Genomic DNA, 22332 nt, shown 5'->3' on the forward strand with positions numbered 1-22332 from the left:
GGAGCGACAATGCACTCCTTTATTTATACAATTTTTAACCATTTAGCAGGTGAATGCTTATTGAATGATTATTGACCTTTGATTTCTTGACGGCCGCGGTAAGCTACTTCACCAAGTTGCTCTTCTATTCTAAGTAGTTGATTGTACTTAGATACGCGATCTGAACGGCACAAAGAGCCCGTCTTAATTTGACCAGCAGCTGTGCCAACCGCTAAATCAGCAATCGTTGAGTCTTCTGTTTCACCACTACGGTGTGAAATAACAACCGTATAACCCGCTTCTTTTGCCATGCGAATGGCTTCAAGCGTTTCAGTTAGCGAACCAATTTGGTTAAACTTAATTAAGATTGAATTACCAACACCTTTTTCAATGCCTTGGCGCAAGATCTTAGTATTAGTAACAAAAAGATCGTCACCAACAAGTTGAACTTTTTCACCAATCTTTTCTGTTAATAGTTTCCAACCATCCCAGTCAGACTCGTCTAAACCGTCTTCAATAGAAACAATTGGGTAACGTTCAGATAACTCAGCTAAGTAATCAACAAAACCAGCAGAGTCAAACTCTTTGCCTTCGCCTTTAAGGTTATAAACACCGTCGCTATAGAATTCTGATGCTGCACAATCAAGCGCTAGCGTAACGTCTTCGTTCAGTTTGTAGCCAGCTCGGTCTATTGCTACTTCGATTACCGACAACGCTTCTTCGTTAGATGCTAAGTTAGGAGCAAAACCACCTTCATCGCCAACTGCCGTGCTTAGGCCTTTTTCACTTAATACTTTTTTAAGGCTATGGAATATTTCAGCACCCATGCGAAGCGCTTCTCTGAAGTTTGGCGCTGATACAGGCTGAATCATGAACTCTTGGATATCTACATTATTATCCGCATGCTCACCACCATTGATGATATTCATCATTGGCACTGGCATTGAAAACTCGCCTTTTGTCCCATTTAAGTTTGCAATGTGCTCAAATAAAGCAATGCCATTCTCTAGGGCAGCCGCTTTAGCATTTGCTAACGATACGGCTAATATTGCATTAGCACCAAGTTCAGTTTTATTTTCTGTGCCATCTAGGTCTAACATTGTTTGGTCAATTAACACTTGAAGTTGTGCATCTTTACCAATTAATTCAGGTGCGATTTTATCATTGATATTGGCTACGGCTTTTAAAACACCTTTACCAAGGTAACGGCTTTTGTCGCCATCTCTTAATTCAAGTGCTTCACGAGAAACCGGTTGATGCACCAGATGGTGCTACTGCGCGACCAAATGCACCAGACTCTAAGTAAACGTCAGCTTCTACTGTCGGGTTGCCTCGTGAATCCATGATTTCACGACCAATAATTTTTACAATTTGAGACATTCTCAATTCCTTATTTTTAAATATAAAAACGCAGCCATTACGCTGCGTTTACACTCATTTTATTTATTCTTATGATATTGGCCTGCTGCACCAACAAAGCCAGTAAATAATGGATGCCCATCACGAGGCGTTGAGGTAAATTCAGGATGGAATTGACCAGCAACAAACCAAGGGTGGCCTGGTATTTCTATCATTTCTACCAGTTTTTTATCGGCAGATAAACCACCAAATACAAGTCCGGCTTTTTCTAGTCGGTCAATGTAGTTGTTATTTACTTCATATCTATGACGATGACGTTCAGTGATCCACTCATCCCCATAAACTTCTTTAACTTTAGAATCTGGCTTTAAGAAACACTGTTGAGCGCCTAGTCTCATTGTGCCGCCTAAGTCTGACTTTTCAGAACGCATTTCTACTTGGCCATCTTCATCTAGCCACTCTGTAATCAAACCAACAACTGGGTGCGGTGTATCTGAATCAAATTCAGTAGAATGAGCACCTTCAAGTCCAGCCACGTTTCGAGCAAATTCAATTAACGCAACTTGCATACCTAAACAAATACCTAAGTACGGCACTTTGTTCTCACGCGCATATTGAGCCGCTATAATTTTGCCATCAGTGCCACGTTCACCAAATCCACCTGGAACTAAAATTGCGTCTAAATCCGCTAATATTTCAGTCCCTTTGATTTCTAGATCTTGTGCATCAACATATTGAATATTGATTGTTAGTCTGTTTTTAAGTCCAGCGTGTTTTAATGCTTCGTTCACAGACTTATAAGCGTCTGGTAGCTCTACATATTTGCCAACCATACCAATAGTCACTTCGCCAATTGGGTTAGACTCTTCATATAAAACTTGTTCCCATTCAACTAAGTCCGCTTCTGGCGGGTCAATATGGAATCGACGACAAATAAGATCATCTAAGCCTTGAGACTTCAACAATGCTGGAATTTGGTAAATTGAACTAACGTCTTTTAAGCCAATAACCGCTTTTTCTTCAACGTTGGTAAACAATGCAATTTTTGCACGTTCATTAGCTGGTATAGAGCGGTCTGAACGACAAACTAAAATATCAGGCTGGATACCAATCGAACGTAATTCTTTTACAGAGTGTTGCGTTGGTTTTGTTTTGATTTCACCAGCAGCACCTAAGTATGGAACTAACGTTAAATGCATATACATTGCATTTTCACGTCCTAACTCAGTGCCTAATTGACGTAACGCTTCTAAAAACGGTTGTGATTCAATATCACCTACGGTGCCGCCAACTTCTACAATAGCAACATCATGACCTTCTGCGCCTTCAACTACTCTGCGTTTGATGTCATTGGTAATATGTGGAATAACCTGAATGGTCGCGCCTAAGTAGTCACCTCTTCGCTCTCTCGCTAGAACGTCTTGATATACACGCCCTTGAGTGAAGTTGTTTTTCTTAGTCATTTTGGTTCGAATAAAACGCTCATAGTGACCAAGGTCTAGATCTGTTTCTGCACCGTCCTCGGTCACAAAAACTTCACCATGCTGAATCGGGCTCATGGTGCCTGGGTCAACATTAATATATGGGTCTAATTTAAGAATGGTCACGTTTAATCCACGTGCCTCAAGAATTGCCGCTAAAGAAGCCGCCGCTATGCCTTTACCTAGTGAAGAAACTACACCACCAGTGACAAAAATATATCGAGTCGTCATACAAACCTTTACAAGTTAGATTGCTATTTTTGGTTACATACATTGCCAACGCCAATACAAAAAACTTCGCTCATAGAAAACCACAGCGAATTGAGTATTAAGAAATAATTTGGATGTACATAGGACGGGATAAAAGTATAACAAACGAACAGTATTCCAACAATGAAGATGTGCGATTTCTTCATAATAAAAAAAGCCCACTAAATATTTAATTTAATGGGCTTCTGTTTTTATATTTTTACAGGGTTATGTGCCGGTAAACATTTAGCCTACCAGAGCCAATAAAATACCTGCTGCAACTGCTGATCCTAACACCCCTGCTACGTTAGGCCCCATTGCGTGCATTAATAAGAAATTATGTGGGTTTGCTTCCAAACCGACTTTATTTACAACACGTGCGGCCATTGGCACCGCGGAAACACCCGCAGCCCCAAGTAAAGGGTTAATTGGCTTATCGCTAAACTTAGACATTAACTTTGCCATCAGGACACCTGTGCCAGTACCAATACTGAAAGCAACCGCGCCTAAACCTAGAATTCCTAGGGTTTCAATTGTAAGGAACTGATCTGCACTTAACTTTGAGCCAACCGCCAAACCTAAGAAGATAGTAACAATATTAATAAGTTCGTTCTGTGCGGTATTACTCAAACGGTCAACAACACCCGACTCTTTCATCAAATTACCTAAACAAAACATGCCCACCAACGGGGTTGCTGCTGGTAAAAATAGAATCGTTAGAAACAGAACCGCTAAAGGAAATAAGATTTTCTCTTTTTTGCTTACTTGACGAAGTTGTTCCATTTTTATCTTACGTTCTTCTGGTGTTGTTAATGCCTTCATAATTGGAGGCTGAATAATAGGCACCAGTGCCATGTAAGAATAAGCTGCAACAGCAATCGCTCCGAGTAAATCTGGTGCTAACTTAGATGCTAAAAATATAGCGGTTGGTCCATCGGCACCACCAATAATGGCAATAGCAGAGGCGTCTTTTAAAGAGAAGTCGAAGCCTGGTACTAAATTTAACGCAATTGCACCAAATAGAGTGGCAAAAATCCCAAACTGAGCCGCGGCCCCTAAGAACAACATTCTTGGATTTGCGATTAACGCGCCAAAGTCGGTCATTGCTCCTACGCCCATAAAAATAAGCAAAGGAAACACGCCCGTTTCTATTCCAACGTAATAGATGTAATAAAGCACCCCGCCTGGCTCAGTAAAACCGGCCAGGGGAATATTTGCTAATACGGCACCAAAACCAATTGGTAAAAGCAGTAAAGGTTCAAAACCTTTTTTAATCGCTAAAAATAACAGTAGTCCACCCACTAACATCATTACTATTTGACCAATCTCAAAATTAGCTAATGCCGTTGATGCCCAGAGTGTTTGTAAGCCTTCCATAAATTTACCCTATGCTCAGTAACACATCACCGGTAGATACTGCATCGCCTTCTTTGCAATCAACCGATACTACTTGTCCTGCCTGCTGTGCTCTTACTTCCGTTTCCATCTTCATGGCTTCTAAAATAATGACCACATCACCTTCTTGAATTGCTTGTCCAGGCTTAACTAATACTTTAAAAATATTGCCCGCAAGCGGTGCCTCAAGAGGAGTAGCATTCGAAGAGCTTACAGCAGAAGGGGCGTTTTGTGGTGCTGCTTGAGGTGCCGCAGAAGCAGATGGTTGCACGCTAGAAACAGAACCCGTTGGCCCTACTACAACGTCATAAACCTTACCATCTACAGATACAGAGTAACCTTCTGCAACATTATTATTGCTTGTGCTATCTGATGCTGCCGATTTTGAAGCCTCTTGTTGAAGCTCTAAACCCGTTGGTGCAGGTTCAAATGCATCTGGGTTATTCCTGTTTTCTAAATACTTAAGACCGATTTGAGGGAACAGTGCGTAGGTCAATACATCATCAACAACATCTGTTGCTAACTCTATATTTTTTTCCTTGGCTTTTTCAGACAACTCAGATGTCAGTTTTTCTAATTCATCGTCTAGCACGTCTGCAGGTCTACAAGTTATCGCTTCAGCACCATCAAGTACTTTAAGCTGCAACTCTTTGTTCACAGGAGCAGCAGTTGCACCATATTCGCCTTTTAAAACGCCTGCCGTTTCTTTTGTAATTGATTTATAACGTTCGCCAGTTAACACGTTAAGAACGGCTTGAGTGCCTACTATTTGGGAGGTTGGTGTCACTAAAGGAATAAAGCCTAAGTCTTCACGAACTAGAGGGATTTCTTTTAGAACGTCATCTAGCTTATCTTCTGCACCTTGCTCTCTTAACTGGTTTTCCATGTTAGTTAACATGCCACCTGGCACCTGAGCCAATAAAATACGAGAGTCTACGCCTTTTAGGCTACCCTCAAATTTTGCATACTTTTTACGAACATCTCTAAAGTAGGCAGCAATTTCCGCAAGTAACTCAAGATCTAAACCTGTATCTCGGTCAGTGCCTTCTACTATTGCTACTGTGGTTTCTGTTGCTGTATGTCCATAGGTCATACTCATTGAAGACACGGCGGTATCCAGCATATCAATGCCAGCATCAATGGCTTTTTGGTAAGTCGCCGTTGATAGGCCAGTGGTAGCGTGACATTGCATTGCGATTGGTAAATCAACCGTTGATTTCAACTCTGTAATCAACTCTTCGCATTCATATGGTCTTAACAATCCAGCCATATCTTTTATACAAATAGAGTGACTTCCCATATCTTCTAAACGCTTTGCCATATCCAACCAGGTGGTTAGGTTATGAACTGGCGATACAGTGTAAGAAATTGTGCCCTGTGCGTGAGCACCAACATCAACAGCGGACTTTATCGCGGTTTCTAGGTTACGAATATCATTCATTGCGTCAAATATTCTAAAAACATCAACACCATTGTGATGCGCTCGCTCTACAAACTTTTGAACTACGTCATCAGCATAATGACGATAGCCCAGTAGGTTTTGACCTCTAAGTAGCATTTGCTGCTTAGTGTTTGGCATTGCTTTCTTTAATTCGCGAATACGGTGCCAAGGATCTTCACCTAAATATCGAATACATGAGTCAAAGGTTGCTCCTCCCCACGACTCCATTGACCAATAACCTACTTTATCCAGCTTCTCAGCGATGGGTAACATGTCTTCTAGACGCAAACGAGTTGCCAATAATGATTGGTGTGCGTCACGAAGTACTAATTCTGTTAGTAACAAGGGCTTTTTCATGTCTTAGTCCTTTACTTATTATTTTGTTTATATTGATGAATTGCTGCACTAATTGCGGCAATGACAGGTGCGGGTGCATTGAGGTTTGAAGGTTGAACAGGATTATTTACTGGCGCTTCCTCTTGCCCAGCAAATTTGGACAATAGTTTTGTCGCAAAAATTAATAAAGTAAGAAATATAAATACGACGACCATTCCTACAACCATGAGGATTGCCGCCTCATACAATAACTCTGATACTGACATCACTTTTCCTTAATTCACATTGCAAGATGAATTTTAAACTACGCAGATTGAATAATAATACAACTGACAGTTCACCTGCTTTTAGAGCTTTAACTCTTAATTACCATAAAAGCACTTAAAAACAAAAGTTTTTAGCGAAAAATACTACTAAAGTTCTGTAAATGAAATTTACAAAATTCAAACTAAAAGTGAATAGAATAGGTGCTTTGAAAGATGTTTTGTTTAAAAAGTAAGCTTAGGCTAAAAAAGGAAATAAAGCATAAAAGTTGATACCGAATAAAGGCATTTAATTTTGTTCGATACAAAATATCGAACCTAACGAGGGCTCTGATCCGACCCGAGACGGATCTTATTTTTATGACGATATTTTTTTGAATTTTTAGATGGTGTGTTTAAAAGAATGGCGCGCTCGGGAGGATTCGAACCTCCGACCGCCTGGTTCGTAGCCAGGTACTCTATCCAGCTGAGCTACGAGCGCGCAATAGTCTTTTAAAACTTACTAAACCTAGTGTGAAAATTCCGTTTATGCAGGGTTTATTTTTTGAATAACTTGGGGGATTTAAATGGCGCGCTCGGGAGGATTCGAACCTCCGACCGCCTGGTTCGTAGCCAGGTACTCTATCCAGCTGAGCTACGAGCGCGCAATATTTAAAACTTTATGAATGGCGCGCTCGGGAGGATTCGAACCTCCGACCGCCTGGTTCGTAGCCAGGTACTCTATCCAGCTGAGCTACGAGCGCGCAATACATAAAAACACAAAGAATGGCGGAGAAGGGGGGATTCGAACCCCCGATAGGGCTACAAACCCTATACTCCCTTAGCAGGGGAGCGCCTTCAGCCACTCGGCCACCTCTCCAATCAATGCGGGGTGTATAGTAATGATCTAAGAATATAAGTCAAACAAAAATTTGTAAATCTATGTTTGTTTGCCTTCATTTTAACCAATTTAATTCAAAGCGATAATAAATGCTTTTATCTTCACCGTTAAAATCTAAACACTAGACCTTTTATACACATAAAAAAACCGGCCTAAGCCGGTTGTCTGCTATTCTGCTTCAGAAGGCGCTCCGCCTTTTTCTGCCTGAATTCGCATATAAATTTCTTCACGATGAACCGCTACCTCTTTAGGGGCATTAACACCAATTCTTACTTGGTTGCCTTTCACTCCTAAGACAGTCACGGTAACTTCATCACCGATCATTAACGTTTCACCAACACGACGAGTTAGTATAAGCATTCTAAGCTCCTTAATATGCTTACTTAGGTTTCTTTCATAAAGCGAAAGCTCCATACCAGCACTGGGCTGACTGTTGCTATTCTACCTACAGTTAAAGCATCTTACAATTGAATTGATTTTACATGTGTAATTCAAAGGCGTTATGAAGCGCCCTTACACTAAGTTCCGTATACCTTTGATCAATCAGTACTGAAATCTTAATTTCAGATGTTGAAACTAACAATACAGGAATGTGTTCAGCTGCTAGTACGGTAAAAACTTTACTAACAACTCCTGCGTGACTCTTCATTCCAATTCCAACTAAAGAAATCTTAGCAACAGATTCATCACCTTGCATACTTTCTATTGAAATATTTTTATTTCTTTCAATATATTGCCTTAATATTACTAATGCAGGTACATAGTCACTTTGACCTAGTGTAAAAGTAAAGTCCATTACACCACCTCTAGCGGCATTAACTGCACTTTGGCTAACAATATCTATCTCTATGTTTTGTTCCGACAGTTCAGTAAGAATTTCTGCACTGTTAAAATTATTTACGCTAACATCGTAAAAAGAGATCATGGCTTCATCTTTTGAAACTGAAATACCAGATATAACAAAGTCTTCCAACTTCCTGCCCTCATAAGTAATTAATGTACCCTGCTCTAATAAATCTGCACTTAATGGCAAAAAACTAGAAAGAACTCGCAGTTTTACTTGGTATTTACCCGCTAACTCCACCGAGCGCTTCTGGAGCACTTTTGCCCCAAGACTGGCGAAACTCGATCATTTCTTCAAAAGAAATAGAATCTAGCTTCTTCGCTTTTGGCTCAATTCGCGGATCAGTTGTATAAACCCCTTCAACGTCTGTAAATATAAGACACTCTTCCGCTCCAATGGCTGCAGCAATAGCCACCGCAGACGTATCTGTACCTCCACGCCCTAAAGTTGTTATATTATTCTCTTCGTCTCGCCCCTGAAAACCTGCCGCAATTACAATACGTCCATGCTCTATATGTTCTTTAAGAATGTCAGAATTAACCGACTGAATACGAGCTTTACCAAAGTGAGAAGAAGTTTTGATACCAACTTGATCAGCAATTAGTGAAATGGCCGAGTAACCACGGGAAACCAGCGCAATAGAAAGTAGTGAAGCGGTAACTTGTTCACCCGTCGTCATTAAAACGTCAAGCTCACGACTCGAGGGGCGGTTATCCAATTGAGTCGCTAAGTTGATAAGACGATTTGTCTCGCCACTCATTGCAGAGACCACAACAACTAATTGGTGGCCTTGCTGTACTGTTTGAATGATTCTATCGGCGACAGCATTGATACGCTCTATTGAACCTACCGATGTGCCGCCATATTTGTGGACTAGTAGTGCCAATGCACATTCCCTAGTTTAAATTGATTTAAGTTAAATTGGTTTAGCTTAGTTTACCGGCCAAGAACTCATCAGCGGCTTTAATAGCTGCCTCAATGTTTTCTGGCTGACTACCACCTGCTTGTGCCATATCAGGACGACCACCACCTTTACCACCAACTTCAGCTGCGGCAACATTTACTAGCTCACCCGCCTTTACCTTTCCAACTAAGTCTTTAGTTACACCAGCAATAAGACTTACTTTTCCGTTTGCTGAAGCCGCTAGTAACATAGCAACTGAGCCAATCTTGTTTTTCAAGTCATCCACAAGTCCTCGAAGAGACTTAGGATCAGCTTCACCAAGGTTAACTATCAGAACATTAACGCCGTTTACTGATTTAACTTGTTCAGATAAATTACTGCCCTGTGCGCTGGCTACTTTGTCTTGTAACTGGCGAAATTCTTTTCCAATGCTTTAGTTTTTAAAACAGACTGCTCAACTTTCTCAACTAACGCTGATGGTTCTGACTTTAACAAAGCCGACGCCTGAGATATCGTTGTCTCCAAGCCATGCATGTATTCTACCGCAGCTAAGCCTGTTACCGCTTCAATACGACGTACACCAGCAGCAATACCAGCCTCGCTGATAATTTTAAACAAACCAATGTCACCCGTGCGGCCTACGTGTGTACCACCACATAATTCAATTGAATAGTCACCCATCGTAACGACGCGAACTTCGTCATCGTATTTTTCACCAAATAACGCCATTGCACCTTTTTTCTTAGCATCGTCAATGTTCATAACATCCGTTGCTAAAATGTGGTTTTTTTGGATCTGCTCGTTTACTTGTAATTCAACTTGTTTAATTTGCTCCGCTGTTACACCTTCGTAATGAGAGAAATCAAATCTAAATTTATCAGCTTCAACTAGTGAGCCTTTCTGACCAACGTGTTCACCAATAATATTTCTAAGTGCTGCGTGAATTAAGTGTGTTGCCGAGTGATTTTTACGAATTGCATCGCGGCGAGCCGTATCTATTTTGGCACTTACTTTATCAGAAACTTTAATCACGCCATTGGCTGTACCATAGTGAGCTACAGCATTGCCTAACTTTGAGTATCTGCGACAACAAATGTGCCTCCAGCTACTTCGATTTCACCTTTATCACCAGACTGACCGCCCGACTCAGCGTAAAATGGTGTAGAGTCTAAAATCACGATACCTTGCTCGCCATCGGTTAACTCAGCAACAGATTCACCATTACTAAATAACTGAAGCACTGCTGCAGTTGAGGCATCATTTAAATAACCCGTGAATTCAGATTGATGCGTTGTTGTTAACTGATCGTTATAGTCAGCTTTAAATGAAGAGGCCGCTTGTGATTTTTTGCGCTGTTCCAGCATATGAGCCTCAAAGCCAGCTTCATCAATTGTTAAATTTTTCTCGCGAGCTATATCAGCGGTTAAATCTGCTGGGAAGCCATATGTATCGTACAAACTAAATACTACAGAGCCTGGAATTTCAGTACTTGATAAATCAGCCAATTGAGACTCAAGCATAGCCAATCCTCGTTCTAGAGTTTTAGCAAATTGCTCTTCTTCAATTTTTAACATTTTCTCAACTACTGCTTGTTTCTGTGCCAGCTCTGGATAAGCCTCGCCCATTAGTGAAACCAGCGTTGCTACTAATTTATTAAAGAATAAACCTTTGCCACCTAATTGGTGACCATGTCTAACGGCTCTACGGATAATCCTTCTTAGCACATATCCGCGACCTTCATTTGACGGCATTACACCGTCAACAATCATAAATGAACACGAACGAATATGGTCAGCTATCACTCGTAGTGATTTGTTTTCTAAATCCGTAACGTTCAGCAAGTCAGCGGTTGCTTTGATCAATGTTTGGAAAATATCAATTTCATAGTTTGAGTGCACACCTTGCAAGATTGCAGCAATACGCTCAATACCCATACCTGTATCAACCGACGGTTTTGGCAGTTTATCCATGTTGCCATTAGCCGAACGATTAAATTGCATGAAAACAATATTCCAGATTTCAATGAAACGATCGCCGTCTTCTTCTGGAGATCCAGGAGGACCACCCCAAATGTGCTCACCATGATCATAAAAGATCTCAGAACATGGACCACAAGGTCCGGTATCGCCCATTGACCAGAAATTATCAGATTCAAACTTTTTGTCTGAAGACTTGTCACCTATACGAATGATTTTTTCCGCAGGAACACCAATAACTTTATTCCAAATATCAAATGCTTCGTCATCAGTTTCATAAACGGTAACAAGCAACTTCTCTTTTGGTAACCCTAAAACGTTAGTTAAGAATTCCCATGCATATTGAATTGCATCTTGCTTAAAATAATCACCAAAGCTGAAGTTACCTAACATTTCAAAAAACGTATGGTGACGCGCTGTGTAACCAACGTTCTCTAAATCGTTATGCTTTCCGCCTGCACGAACACAACGTTGTGCACTAGTTGCACGAGTATAAGGACGTTGTTCAGCACCTAAAAATACATCTTTGAACGGCACCATACCGGCATTAGTAAATAGTAATGTTGGATCATTACCTGGAACTAAAGAACTTGAGGCAACAATTTGATGTTGCTTGCTTGCAAAAAACTCTAAAAAGGCGGTTCTTAAACTGGCCGTTGTATTGTACATATGTGCTACCTAAAAATGTTTGTAATAGTCGCTCAATCTTCTTCTGGCGACATCGCATAATTAATTTGATCAACCGAAAAGCCGCGGTACTGCATGTACCTAAATCGTTTCGCTCGTTCTTTATATTCTTCTACTTCTGTTTCACCGTACTTTCGGTGATATGTATCTTTGGCCTGTTCAAACCAATCAGTGGTTTGAGATTCTATACAAGCTTCAGCGTCTGCTGACGATACACCGTGCTGCTTAAGATCATTAATGATCCTATATGTTCCTAACCCTGCTGCAGTTTTGCTTCGAACAAATGCAGCAATATATCTTGATTCACTCAACCAATCGTTTTCTATTAAACGAATGATTAAAGAGCTTTTCATTTCTTCTATTTCACAAACTTTATCTAACTTCTTTTGAAAGTCAGCAACCGAATAATCTCTTTTCGACAACCAATACAAAGCCCTGTTGTATAGCTTTTTAGGGTCAATTATTGGGTCATATTTTATCGGTTGTTTATAACTCATTTATTGTTTTATATCAGTATTCGTATCATCAGATTCAAGGTTTGCTTGTGTGATATCTTCCACCGTTGCTTCTTCAGATGGTTCATTTACCTTATGGACTGGTTGATAAATGTCTAAAAAGGCTTGTAGAAAACTAATGGTAATTAGTGAATATGCTATTAACCAACCTATAAGGATAAACGGCATGCTAATTGTCGCGATAATAAAAACGAGTAAGCCGTAAACTGTTAATGGCATTGCATTAATCCAACAAGCTTTGAAACTATTTTTTAAAATAACACTAAGTGGTGTTTTAGGTGCAACCCATGCAGTAGGTGCTGCAAAAACCGTTAGCATTGCATTTAAAAACATTAAAACAGCTAGTGTTAGAATATTATGAAAAGGCGGTATTTGTTCTTGCAATATTACAGCTTGCATATCAGTCATTATGTAAGTGACAGGTATTGATAATAACAAGGAAACCGCTGCAACTCTGAGTAGCACACCATACTGTGGAATTTTACCTAAATACTGAAATACATCAGGAACTTCAGCTTTTTCGCCATGTTCTACATTGGTAATTGTTTGGTAATAACCTAATGAAATAAAAGGCATTAAAAACAATACAATAAAGTTAGCGAACGGAATTAACCCTGGCAATATAGATATAACAACAACGATTGCACTCAAGGCCATAAATACAGAAGGTTTTAATGTAAAAATTTTCCAACCTTGTTTTATCCAAGTAACACCGGAAAACACCTTTGCTCTTGTTACTTCTAATTCCATATCTTAAAGTCTACTTATTGGTTTTTACTATTTACGTTAAAAATAGTCGATTAATTGTTGATATTTAGCCAATAGATAATAATACCTTAATAAATAGTGAAATCCATCACCTAAAAGCTGAATTACTTGCCTGTAAGGAAAAATGTGTCTGACACCGGAACGAATACAACTTCATTGCTGCCTGAACATTGGCAAGTTTTATACTCTATACATGATTTAACGGACGCTCAACGAAGTAAAATATTTCGTAATGTAACGACGCCTTTTAATTCATTTGAGTTTTTATCTGCACTTGAGGATAGCGGCAGTATTGGCAAGCATACGGGTTGGCTGCCAGAGTATTTGCTGTTTGAAAATAAGGGACAGTGCGGTTTATTGCTAGGTTATAAAAAAACAAACTCTTATGGTGAATATGTTTTTGATTGGGCTTGGGCCGATGCTTATCACCGTAACGGAATAGAGTATTACCCTAAATACACAATCGCCATTCCATACTCGCCAATTCCTTGTTCAAAATGGATAGGAAATAGCAGTTTGAGCATAGACTCAGCACTTGATGTTGCCAATCATTATGCAAACCAAAAAGGTTACTCTGGTTGTCACTTACTTTTCCTTGAAGATCTGGCTGGTAAAACGTTACCAGAAGCTAACCAAAATTTTATTCGCCGAGTTGGCAATCAATTTCATTGGTTTAACAACAGAAACGGTTGCTACTAAGTATTCTTTAGCCGGTGCCTTAGACATAGAGCCAGAAAGTTATTTTCAAGACTTTGACGACTTCTTGTCTGTTTTAACGGCCAGAAAAAGAAAGATGATTAAAAAGGAGCGTAATAAGGTTAGTCAGCTCTTCAGTTTTTATTGGAAACGAGGTAATGAAATTACCGATGATGAATTAGAAGCTTTTTATTTAAGTTACCAAAGCACCTACTTAAAAAGAGGCCGAGCAGGCTACTTAAACAAAACATTTTTTAAGCAAATTTTCTCAACCATGGCAAATAAAGTAAGACTATTACTTTGTAATTATGAAGATAAAGTTGTTGCTAGCGCGCTGTATTTTGTTGATGACGAAACTCTATATGGTCGCTATTGGGGAGCGCTTGGTGAGTTTGAACAGCTACATTTTGAAGCTTGTTATTATCAAGGAATTGAGTTTTGTATTGAGCACAAACTTAAACGCTTTAATCCAGGTACTCAGGGCGAACACAAAATAGCGAGAGGATTTAAGCCTATTGAAACTAATTCCCTACATACATTAGCCCTTGAGCCTTTTCATAACGCAGTTGAACAGTTTTGCATTGAAGAAGCCCTTCACAATTCAAGCTATATGCAAGCTTGCGATGAGCGATTACCCTATAAAAAAGCCGACAATTAATGTCGGCCTCTGTTTAAAAATAACTAATTACTTTTGCTGCAATGATTCAATTAATTGAGCGCTTAACGCCAAGTTCTTTGCTGAACCGTTGATGGTATTTTCAGTTTCTTCTCGTATCTGCGCAAGATGACTCATTATATCTTGTGATGAAGTTAGCTGATGCTGAACCATAGTAATAGTTTGTTCTACAGAAGATTTACTGGTTTCAGCTAGCTCTGCTAACGCACTTAACCTAACGGTAGTCTCATCTGCGATACCAACAGAGGTGTCCATTAACTGTTCTACTTCTGACTGCTTGGTGATAATAGAAGACGAGATATCCATGATCTTCTTCATTTCAGTTTGAATCTGATCAGCAGAACTATTGGCGGTATTCGCCAGTGAACGAACTTCATCGGCAACTACCGCAAAGCCACGACCATGTTCGCCCGCTCTCGCTGCTTCAATTGCTGCATTTAGCGCGAGTAAATTTGTTTGTTCTGCTATTCCTTTAATCGATTCAACTAAGTGGTCGATGTTTTTACTGTTCTCATCTAACGAAGATAAAAGCTGAGTGAATTCAGAAATAAAAGTCGCTGAACTCTTAATTGTATTTACTAGGCTTGCAAGCTGCTCTATAGACTCTTGACTCATTTGAAACGTTTCATTGGCACTTTCTTGCGAGCTTGAAGAGTTTACTTCTATTTCACTGCTCTGATCTAAAAACGCCGTAATTTCTTGAACGCCTGCGTCAACAGAATGCAGCTTATCTTCGGCAACCTGATTTACACTCTTAGCGGTATCATGAATTTGATGCGCAATTTCAAGAGAGTTTTCATTTGATGAACTATCAAAAGCTTGAGCTTTTTCTTTTAGCTCATTCAACTCTCTTATGCTTATTGTTGTATGCCCAGCAGGAATAGCTGGCTTCAAAAAATTCAACATTAGTGTAAACCTTCGGTTTTTAGTGAGATTAAAGTTTAAAAATTTAGGAAAGCTATAATTCATTAGAAATATTATTTAAGTCTAATCAAGTAACTAGCTTTAAAGTTATCGGTCAGATTAAGAAAAACTTTACTGATAACCACTAAGTTTCAGTAATTATAGTATGTAATCAAAAAGTTACTTAAAATAAATTTAATTTAGCATTTATATTTAACAGGTTTTGATGCATAAATTTTGTATCGAACTGAATTTATTCAAAAATAAGATGAGTTTTTCAGCATTTGAGTCTAAAATCACTACATTATTCCATAATCTCTCTAACCCTTAGCGCGGTGAATTTTTAATGTACTTTTACGCGGCTCGTCAACCTATCCTTGACGCAGACAAAAACCTTTACGCATATGAACTTTTATTTAGGGATGGCGTAGATAATGTTTTTCCTGACGTCGATGGCGATATGGCAACGTCTCGAATTATCGAAGGAGCCCAAATAAACTTCGGCCTTGAAGACCTTACAGACGGCAAACCCGCATTTATCAACTTCACGTTAGAAACAATCGCAAAAAAATATCCGAGCATGATGTCGCCAGACACATTAGTGGTTGAGTTATTAGAAACTATTCAGCCCGGCAAGCGTTTACTATCTGAAGTCCAAAAGTTACATGAACAAGGTTATACCATCGCGTTAGATGACTATGAGCATAAGCCTGTATGGAAACATTTTTATCCGTATATAAGCATGATAAAAATTGACCTTAGAAGTATGTCTCAAGACGAAGTGACCTCTGTACTAGCTGATTTAAAGGCATACCCTGAAATCACTCTTTTAGCTGAAAAAGTTGAAACACTCGAAGAGTTTGAGTGGTGTAAATCTCTCGGTTTTACATACTTTCAAGGATTTTTCTTTTCTAAGCCTGAAATGGTAAAAACTAAAAACCTATCGCCTGCTCAAATGACACTCGCCGAATTATTGTATGAAACATCAAATGAAGATGTGAATATCCCTAAAATAACTCAGGTGTTTGAGCGGGATATCAACCTCTCGTACAAGTTATTGAGGTATGCGAATTCAGCCGCTTTTTCTCGCGTATCTGAGATTTCAACAATCAAGCAAGCTATTATTGCCCTAGGTCATTTAGAACTGAAGAAATTCATATCACTTCTTTTTTCTACTCAAGCGAATAGCTCAAAGCCTGGTGAATTATTAAAAATGTCGATGGTTAGAGCTCGTTTTTGCGAGCAACTAGCACTAGCAGAAAAAAGCCAAGATATAGGCAAAGCATTTTTAACCGGAATGATGTCTTTGATAGATGCCATTTTAGATGAAACGATTGAGAAAGTGATGGAACAATTACCATTGGCTAACGAGATCAAAGTGGCATTAATTGAAGGTGAAGGAAAGTTAGCTGAATTTCTAAAACTAGCAAAAGCTTATGAAACGCGGTGACTGGGATTCAGAATATGAGGCTGAAAAAGCACTAAATCTAACGGATGCCAAAGTACCTGAAATTTACGCAAGTGCCGTCAATTGGGCTGATGAGCAAATTTCAGTACTTCAAAATGACTCTGAGTTTTAACGACTTAATTAAACTTTCAGAAATAGTTTCAAATTGGCCAACGCTTTTTGGCCAATTCCCTTAACCTCTACTAACTCCTCGATAGAGGTGAAGCCGCCAATCTCATTTCTGTATTTAATAATCGCGGCAGCTTTAGATGGACCAATACCTTTAATTGAGACTAGCTGTTCCGCTGTTGCGGCATTAACATCTAGCTTGGTGTTTTGTACTGAGCTTTTCATTGAGGTATCAGACTCAGTGTAAGGCACAGCCCCTACTTCACTTGTATTTTGATTTGATGCGGTAACAAAAAAACTAACATTAGATAGCAAAAATGCGACAACAACCTTATTTAATTTATTCATAATATCTCCTTATAAGGGACTTATTTCCCTGTAATAAGAGTCATTTAAAAAAGGCTATTTTTCGAGTGTAGGTCAGTGCAGTTTTAGGTCTAGTTTATTGAAGTTTTGTCTTTAATACAGACTCAAACAAGTTTCCAACCGCTACGTAAAACTCACGCCTTTGACTGGTTTTACGCCAAACCAGACTAATATTTCGAGCCGCATCTTCAAATGTTAACGGCTCAGCTAAAAGCTCCGAACCATTTAAAACCCCAGAGTTAATGGCTAATTTAGGCAAGTAAGTTTCACCTTTGTGACCCTCTACCATGGCTAGTAAAGAGTTTAGGCTACTTGCTTGAAACGGTTGAATATGCGAGTTATCAGTAAGATGACAGCCTGATATTGCGTGATCAGAAAGGCAGTGTTCACTTTCTAGTAAGTAGATTTTACCTTCAGAATTCTGAGGATGTGAAACTCTATAAAAAGGGTCCCTTGCTAAACTAAGCTCTACAAATTCACTTGTGTCGTAAGGTGTAGCCAAAAGAACCATATCCAGTTGTCCGCTTCTTAACAAAGACAGGCTATTTTCTGACGTGTCTTCGCGTAAATATAACTTTAAGTGCGGATATTGAACACTGCAGTAACGAATTAACTCAGAAAGCAAAAATGGCGCTATCGTTGGAATAATACCAACATGCAATTCACCTAAAAATTCATCACCGTTTGACGATGATGATGCCACCAAGTCGGCACTCAACTCTAGAATGTTTCTGGCTTTCACAACTACATCTTGACCTAATGCGGTAAACACAAAGGTTTTGTGATCTCGTTCTACTAGCTGAGAATCGAGCTGCTCTTCCAACGCCTGAATGGCACTTGATAATGTTGATTGAGAGACAAAACACTTTTTTGCTGCATGGCCAAAATGTCCCGTGTCATGAAGTGCAACTAAGTATTTTAATTGTTGCAGTTTAGGCAATTTCATAGTTATATATGGTTCTAAAAAAGTAATCGCTGATACTATCACAAATTAATAACCAGTTTTTTTCAATTTTGACCCAGAAACTTGGTGGTTTAACGCATTAATTGTGTAATGTATAAAAATAAACTTATGCTACATACAAGAGACTTGTTTAGGGAACATCTAATGATTAGATTCAAGCCTTTACAATTTGTTATTGCTACCCTGTTCTTAGCCGGTGTAGGACTTTCAGTTAATGCTGATGCCTTGCCTTGCCTGCATGAAGGTACTGATCATAAAGACTGTCAGTTATCGGAAGTGAAGAAAGTAACGTGGTGGGGTTGGTTAACGGATAACAAAACTACTCAATTTCATTTTTTTGATTTAATTGAACTCATGTATGCTGATGAAACACCTAAGTATCCAGAATTTTCAGACCATACACCGGGTAAAAGCATAAGGTAAATAATTTGACTTTAATTCAGGCGTTTAAAAGTGCAGCTGCTGCTTTTTTTGGAGTACAAAAATCCGAATCGCATGAAAAAGATTTCGAATCTGAAACACCATTCCCCTTTATCCTTGCTGGAGTAATTCTAGCCATCGGCTTAGTTTTATTGCTTATTACTATTGTTAATATCGTTCTTTGGTAGCTAGTTACCTTCTAGAAAAATAGCTATTTATCATTCGGTTTATTAGCGTAATACGCAAAAATCTCACCGACCTTTTGACGGCCCGCACCATTCTGACTGATTGTTCTAGAAACCTTAACAAAGCTTTGCTCGCTCTGATCATAGAGTTTCCTAGTTAACTCAGTATCATGATTACTGATTAAAACAGGTATGTTCCTTTTAAACGCTGCTCGTTCAGCAACCTTGGCTAGCTTTGCTTGCTCATTTGCGTCAAAACCACCCGTCGCATAACTCGTAAAGTTGGCCGTGCTAGATAGCGGAGCGTAGGGTGGATCACAATATATGACAGCGCCTTTTCGAGCCCTAGAAAAGGTTTTCTTATAATCTTCACAAACAAATTTTGCTTTTTTGGCTTTTTCAGAGAAAGCGAAGATTTCATCTTCTGGGAAATAAGGCTTTCCATAGTCACCAAAAGGAACGTTGAATCCCCCTTTTAGATTGTATCGGCAGAGGCCATTAAAACCGTGGCGATTTAAATACAAGAATAACAACGAGCGATAGTACGGGTCGTCTGTTTGGTTGAATTCGGCCCTAAGACCATAGTAGGCAACCTTGTCATTATTCTTTTGTGAAAAGAGTTTTCTAGCGTCTTTAACAAAGGTAACGGGGCGAGCTTTAACATATTTATAAAGAGTGATTAAATCGGGATTCACATCATTTAATAAATAATTGTCAAAATTGGAATTCAAAAATACGGAGCCTGCACCAACAAAAGGTTCTACTAGCTTTTTACCTTCTGGTAATCGACCGTTAATTTGTTCTACTAAGCCATATTTTCCGCCAGCCCATTTTAAAAAGGCTCTAGTTTTCTTTTTCATTGGTAACTCTATTGGCTTAGTGATTCATTGTATGACTTTATTTGCTGCTGAATAGCCTCTGTGGATTTAGCCCAAGCATTTTGGTCAATGTTTTTTGCTGTTTCGCGTGCAGACGCTATGGTATCAAATAATCCATAGGTTACGACTAGCCAATCTGAATTATTACGGCTTATTTTGTAAATTCGAGTTAACTTCGCATCTAACCTTTTTTCTATTAAATAAGTTTCAAGTGTGGATTCTTGACTCACTGCCGTTAGTTGTAAAACAAATTTATTACTCGGCAAACTTAACATTTGTTGGTTGTTAACACGATAACCTGCAACGGTTAAGGGGGCGATACTTGAAGGCAAGTTTAACTCTGACTCTGACTCTAAACCAAACTTTGCTTCTGAAGGAGCAAGACTGATTTCTTTCTCACTCGGCGGGCCCTCTGGAAGATTTACAACAGGTTCAGAAATGGCTTCTTTAGCTATTTCGGCGGGTAAACTTTGCTTGTTTACATTTGGTACTGACTCAAGGGTTTCTGCTGCAGGTTCAATATTAGCTGTTACGGCTTCAATATTAGCGGTTACAGCTTCAACTTCTTTTTGAGGTTCCATGGCATTATTAAGCGCCTCTAAAATATCACTACTTGATGCAGTATTATCTTCAGGCATTTGAGTTTGTTTAACTTTAACTACATGCTCTTTAACTTTAGCACTCGACCAATCAGACACCATCGGCTCAACCGTAGGCTTAATTGTTTTTTCTTTAATGGTTTTAGGCAACGACTGTTCTTCGGTGAAGTATAACCGATACATATACACGCCAAGGGCCAATAGCAAACTAGCAACAACAAGATTAGAAACCCAAAGTTTAATATTCATCGCAACGGGTTTAGCTAATTTTAGGGCGTCTTGTGTATCAAATGCCAATAACTGAATAGGATTCCCTTGAGCGTTTTCAATCCAGCGTTTTACTTTCGCAGTATCAGGGCTAGGAACATCATCGAATGATTGTTTAATGAGAATATAGCTTTCTTTTTCTGAAAATTTAGGGATGGGCATAACACTAATTAAAGCCGACGTTATGCTTCCAATCGTATTGGATATTTGTTTGTCAAAGGTAAACAAAATAGAAATCACGCGGGACTGTTTTTTAAATTCAGCAACGACCTGTAAAATTTCACCTATAATTTGCCCCGACAAGTGATGCCCATTGTCTATTGCGATCATAAGTTCAGTATTTCCACCAAACTCAAGAAACGCATTTAACATTGGCTTTTCAGGATCAAATAATACATTACCAAAAAGTTGCTCAATGATGCGGCTACGAACTTGTATATCATTGATTGAACTAACGGCAGTTAAGTAACATTTATTGGCGTTTGGCAATGCAGACGTTAACAACTCTTCAAGCATAGAGGTTTTCCCTATGCCTACAGTGCCTTCCATTGCCACTATACCAGTTCGAGAGAGCAGTTCTTGAACCGTATTTAAAAATCGTTGACGTGAAGGAGGAATATAAAAGCCGTTTGTAATTTGTGTATTTGTCATACCAATATAGTTTTCAATTCTTCGTCGCTAACATCTGAAACCAGTATCGCTTGACCAAGAGATTTGAGCAATATAAATCTAATGGTTTGGGCTAGAACCTTTTTGTCTTTTTTCATATGCTTAAGATAAGACTCTAGGTTCATAGAAGCTGGCCCTTGAACTGGCAAGTCAAAACTCTCTAAAAGACTCGTGGTTCGTTTTATGTCGTTAAGCGACAACCAACCCCTGCTATGTGATAACTGTGCAGCCTGAACCATACCAGCAGCCACAGCCTCACCATGTAACCAGTTTCCATAACCTTGCTCAGCTTCTATTGCATGTCCAAAGGTATGACCTAAATTAAGTAGCGCACGCTTGCCTTGCTCTTTTTCATCTTCGCTTACAATTTCAGCTTTTATTTGGCAGCACCGGCCAATAACGTAAGACAATACATTAAGGTCTTGCGCTTTAAGTTGAGCAACATGTTCCTCTAAGTATTCAAAAAATACCGAATCAGCCAACAAACCGTATTTCACAACTTCCGCAACGCCAGCAGCAAATTCTCTTGGAGGCAAAGTTTGTAAAGAGGATACATCAATCAATACCGCTTTAGGTTGATAGAAAGCCCCTATCATATTTTTTCCTAGAGGGTGATTCACTGCGGTTTTGCCGCCTACAGAGGAGTCAACTTGTGATAATAACGTAGTTGGGATTTGAATAAAGTCGACACCGCGCATATAGGTTGAAGCGACAAAGCCAGTGATATCACCGACTACACCGCCGCCAAGCGCGATCAAAGTGACATCTCTACCAACCTGCTCAGTAAGGAGAAACGACATTATTGATTCATAACTTGCGAGTGTTTTGTATTCTTCACCGTCAGGTAAAGTAAAAAACCTTACATCATAGTCTGAAAGTGCGTCTGATATTGCAGTAGAGAAAATAGGTAGCACGGTCTCATTCGAGATAACCACTACCTGTTTTGCTTTGATATGTGTTTTGAGCAAAGATTTAAAGTTACTACTATCTTGCTCAATGTAGATTGGGTAGCTGTGTTCAGCCAAGTTTACCGTTAGGCTTTTCATTCACAGCTCC

Annotated in this window: 17 protein-coding genes, 4 tRNA genes and 4 pseudogenes; 5 read left to right on the forward strand and 20 right to left on the reverse strand. The window is 39.3% G+C overall.

The genetic code is table 11. From position 1 onward, the window contains the following. Nucleotides 1-68 precede the first annotated feature (68 nt). The 14 genes and pseudogenes from eno to GNP35_RS11925 form a co-directional block, all read right to left on the reverse strand. Nucleotides 69-1359 (reverse strand): annotated as a pseudogene (gene eno, locus GNP35_RS11860) (phosphopyruvate hydratase). Nucleotides 1360-1418: 59 nt separating this feature from the next. Beyond that, nucleotides 1419-3050 (reverse strand): CTP synthase, encoded by a 1632-nt coding sequence (locus GNP35_RS11865; RefSeq protein WP_155696312.1) that lies wholly within the window; start codon nucleotides 3048-3050, stop codon nucleotides 1419-1421. Nucleotides 3051-3314: 264 nt separating this feature from the next. Further along, on the reverse strand, nucleotides 3315-4445 hold the full coding sequence (locus GNP35_RS11870) for a sodium ion-translocating decarboxylase subunit beta (RefSeq protein ID WP_155696314.1): 1131 nt from the start codon (nucleotides 4443-4445) through the stop codon (nucleotides 3315-3317). A gap of 4 nt (nucleotides 4446-4449) precedes the next feature. Then, nucleotides 4450-6261 carry a sodium-extruding oxaloacetate decarboxylase subunit alpha gene (gene oadA, locus GNP35_RS11875; RefSeq protein ID WP_155696316.1) on the reverse strand — a complete coding sequence of 604 codons (1812 nt, stop codon included), beginning with the start codon at nucleotides 6259-6261 and terminating at the stop codon, nucleotides 4450-4452. Nucleotides 6262-6272: 11 nt separating this feature from the next. Further along, nucleotides 6273-6506 (reverse strand): OadG family protein, encoded by a 234-nt coding sequence (locus tag GNP35_RS11880; RefSeq protein ID WP_155696317.1) that lies wholly within the window; start codon nucleotides 6504-6506, stop codon nucleotides 6273-6275. A gap of 401 nt (nucleotides 6507-6907) precedes the next feature. Next, nucleotides 6908-6984: transfer RNA gene (locus tag GNP35_RS11885), tRNA-Arg, on the reverse strand. Nucleotides 6985-7070: 86 nt separating this feature from the next. Further along, nucleotides 7071-7147 (reverse strand) — tRNA-Arg (locus tag GNP35_RS11890). A 22-nt stretch (nucleotides 7148-7169) separates the two neighbouring features. After that, a tRNA-Arg gene (locus tag GNP35_RS11895) sits at nucleotides 7170-7246 on the reverse strand. Between the two features lie 23 nt (nucleotides 7247-7269). Continuing rightward, nucleotides 7270-7362 (reverse strand) — tRNA-Ser (locus GNP35_RS11900). Nucleotides 7363-7551: 189 nt separating this feature from the next. Continuing rightward, nucleotides 7552-7743, reverse strand: coding sequence for a carbon storage regulator CsrA (gene csrA / locus GNP35_RS11905; RefSeq protein WP_155696319.1), 192 nt, complete (start codon nucleotides 7741-7743; stop codon nucleotides 7552-7554). A 118-nt stretch (nucleotides 7744-7861) separates the two neighbouring features. Then, nucleotides 7862-9113: pseudogene (locus tag GNP35_RS11910) on the reverse strand (aspartate kinase). A gap of 40 nt (nucleotides 9114-9153) precedes the next feature. Further along, nucleotides 9154-11776, reverse strand: a pseudogene (alaS, locus tag GNP35_RS11915) (alanine--tRNA ligase). A 32-nt stretch (nucleotides 11777-11808) separates the two neighbouring features. Then, nucleotides 11809-12291 (reverse strand): regulatory protein RecX, encoded by a 483-nt coding sequence (locus GNP35_RS11920; RefSeq protein WP_155696321.1) that lies wholly within the window; start codon nucleotides 12289-12291, stop codon nucleotides 11809-11811. Then, on the reverse strand, nucleotides 12292-13059 hold the full coding sequence (locus GNP35_RS11925; RefSeq protein WP_155696322.1) for a hypothetical protein: 768 nt from the start codon (nucleotides 13057-13059) through the stop codon (nucleotides 12292-12294). It lies immediately after the preceding gene. Nucleotides 13060-13203: 144 nt separating this feature from the next. Between GNP35_RS11925 and GNP35_RS16110 the strand changes: the two genes are divergently transcribed. Continuing rightward, nucleotides 13204-13776, forward strand: a complete 573-nt coding sequence (locus GNP35_RS16110) for a peptidogalycan biosysnthesis protein (RefSeq protein ID WP_196492510.1) — start codon at nucleotides 13204-13206, stop codon at nucleotides 13774-13776. Continuing rightward, nucleotides 13730-14431 carry a GNAT family N-acetyltransferase gene (locus GNP35_RS16115; protein ID WP_196492511.1) on the forward strand — a complete coding sequence of 234 codons (702 nt, stop codon included), beginning with the start codon at nucleotides 13730-13732 and terminating at the stop codon, nucleotides 14429-14431. The genes GNP35_RS16110 and GNP35_RS16115 overlap by 47 nt, the downstream gene beginning before the upstream one ends. A 27-nt stretch (nucleotides 14432-14458) precedes the next feature. Here GNP35_RS16115 and GNP35_RS11940 read toward each other — a convergent pair whose 3' ends face one another. Then, a complete protein-coding gene (locus GNP35_RS11940) occupies nucleotides 14459-15355 on the reverse strand; it encodes a methyl-accepting chemotaxis protein (protein ID WP_230961431.1) in 897 nt (298 codons plus the stop codon). A gap of 343 nt (nucleotides 15356-15698) precedes the next feature. Here GNP35_RS11940 and GNP35_RS11945 point away from each other — a divergent pair. Next, a pseudogene (locus tag GNP35_RS11945) lies at nucleotides 15699-16932 on the forward strand (EAL and HDOD domain-containing protein). Nucleotides 16933-16940: 8 nt separating this feature from the next. On the opposite strand, the gene GNP35_RS15305 reads toward GNP35_RS11945, so the two are convergent. Next, nucleotides 16941-17276 carry a ComEA family DNA-binding protein gene (locus GNP35_RS15305; RefSeq protein WP_196492512.1) on the reverse strand — a complete coding sequence of 112 codons (336 nt, stop codon included), beginning with the start codon at nucleotides 17274-17276 and terminating at the stop codon, nucleotides 16941-16943. Nucleotides 17277-17370: 94 nt separating this feature from the next. Next, the gene (locus GNP35_RS11955) at nucleotides 17371-18240 is read right to left on the reverse strand and encodes a hydrogen peroxide-inducible genes activator (RefSeq protein ID WP_155696327.1); all 870 of its coding nucleotides are present in this window, start codon (nucleotides 18238-18240) and stop codon (nucleotides 17371-17373) included. A 162-nt stretch (nucleotides 18241-18402) separates the two neighbouring features. On the opposite strand from GNP35_RS11955, the gene GNP35_RS11960 reads away from it, so the two are divergent. Both GNP35_RS11960 and GNP35_RS11965 read left to right on the forward strand, forming a co-directional pair. Then, nucleotides 18403-18681 carry a hypothetical protein gene (locus tag GNP35_RS11960; protein WP_155696328.1) on the forward strand — a complete coding sequence of 93 codons (279 nt, stop codon included), beginning with the start codon at nucleotides 18403-18405 and terminating at the stop codon, nucleotides 18679-18681. Between the two features lie 5 nt (nucleotides 18682-18686). Next, on the forward strand, nucleotides 18687-18866 hold the full coding sequence (locus GNP35_RS11965; RefSeq protein ID WP_155696330.1) for a DUF2970 domain-containing protein: 180 nt from the start codon (nucleotides 18687-18689) through the stop codon (nucleotides 18864-18866). Between the two features lie 23 nt (nucleotides 18867-18889). On the opposite strand, the gene GNP35_RS11970 is transcribed toward GNP35_RS11965, so the two are convergent. Genes GNP35_RS11970 through aroB form a run of 3 tightly spaced genes read right to left on the reverse strand, consistent with a single transcriptional unit; the run spans nucleotide 18890 to nucleotide 22322 of the window. Continuing rightward, on the reverse strand, nucleotides 18890-19723 hold the full coding sequence (locus GNP35_RS11970; RefSeq protein WP_155696331.1) for a Dam family site-specific DNA-(adenine-N6)-methyltransferase: 834 nt from the start codon (nucleotides 19721-19723) through the stop codon (nucleotides 18890-18892). A gap of 8 nt (nucleotides 19724-19731) precedes the next feature. After that, nucleotides 19732-21258, reverse strand: a complete 1527-nt coding sequence (locus GNP35_RS11975; protein ID WP_155696332.1) for an AAA family ATPase — start codon at nucleotides 21256-21258, stop codon at nucleotides 19732-19734. Then, entirely contained in the window at nucleotides 21255-22322 is a 1068-nt protein-coding gene (gene aroB, locus GNP35_RS11980) for a 3-dehydroquinate synthase (RefSeq protein WP_155696333.1), read from the reverse strand. The genes GNP35_RS11975 and aroB overlap by 4 nt, the downstream gene beginning before the upstream one ends. Nucleotides 22323-22332: the final 10 nt, after the last annotated feature.

Origin of the sequence: Psychrosphaera haliotis (assembly GCF_009728465.1) — a bacterium.
GTDB classification, from domain to species: domain Bacteria; phylum Pseudomonadota; class Gammaproteobacteria; order Enterobacterales; family Alteromonadaceae; genus Psychrosphaera; species Psychrosphaera haliotis.

Coding starts and splice junctions, on each gene's coding strand:
- aroB (WP_155696333.1), bottom strand. CDS start 22,322: ATGAAAAGCCTAACGGTAAACTTGGCTGAACACAGCTACCCAATCTAC.
- oadA (WP_155696316.1), bottom strand. CDS start 6,261: ATGAAAAAGCCCTTGTTACTAACAGAATTAGTACTTCGTGACGCACAC.
- GNP35_RS11970 (WP_155696331.1), bottom strand. CDS start 19,723: ATGAAAAAGAAAACTAGAGCCTTTTTAAAATGGGCTGGCGGAAAATAT.
- GNP35_RS11880 (WP_155696317.1), bottom strand. CDS start 6,506: ATGTCAGTATCAGAGTTATTGTATGAGGCGGCAATCCTCATGGTTGTA.
- GNP35_RS11920 (WP_155696321.1), bottom strand. CDS start 12,291: ATGAGTTATAAACAACCGATAAAATATGACCCAATAATTGACCCTAAA.
- GNP35_RS11975 (WP_155696332.1), bottom strand. CDS start 21,258: ATGACAAATACACAAATTACAAACGGCTTTTATATTCCTCCTTCACGT.
- csrA (WP_155696319.1), bottom strand. CDS start 7,743: ATGCTTATACTAACTCGTCGTGTTGGTGAAACGTTAATGATCGGTGAT.
- GNP35_RS11940 (WP_230961431.1), bottom strand. CDS start 15,355: ATGTTGAATTTTTTGAAGCCAGCTATTCCTGCTGGGCATACAACAATA.
- GNP35_RS15305 (WP_196492512.1), bottom strand. CDS start 17,276: ATGAATAAATTAAATAAGGTTGTTGTCGCATTTTTGCTATCTAATGTT.
- GNP35_RS11870 (WP_155696314.1), bottom strand. CDS start 4,445: ATGGAAGGCTTACAAACACTCTGGGCATCAACGGCATTAGCTAATTTT.
- GNP35_RS11955 (WP_155696327.1), bottom strand. CDS start 18,240: ATGAAATTGCCTAAACTGCAACAATTAAAATACTTAGTTGCACTTCAT.
- GNP35_RS11865 (WP_155696312.1), bottom strand. CDS start 3,050: ATGACGACTCGATATATTTTTGTCACTGGTGGTGTAGTTTCTTCACTA.
- GNP35_RS11925 (WP_155696322.1), bottom strand. CDS start 13,059: ATGGAATTAGAAGTAACAAGAGCAAAGGTGTTTTCCGGTGTTACTTGG.
- GNP35_RS11960 (WP_155696328.1), top strand. CDS start 18,403: ATGATTAGATTCAAGCCTTTACAATTTGTTATTGCTACCCTGTTCTTA.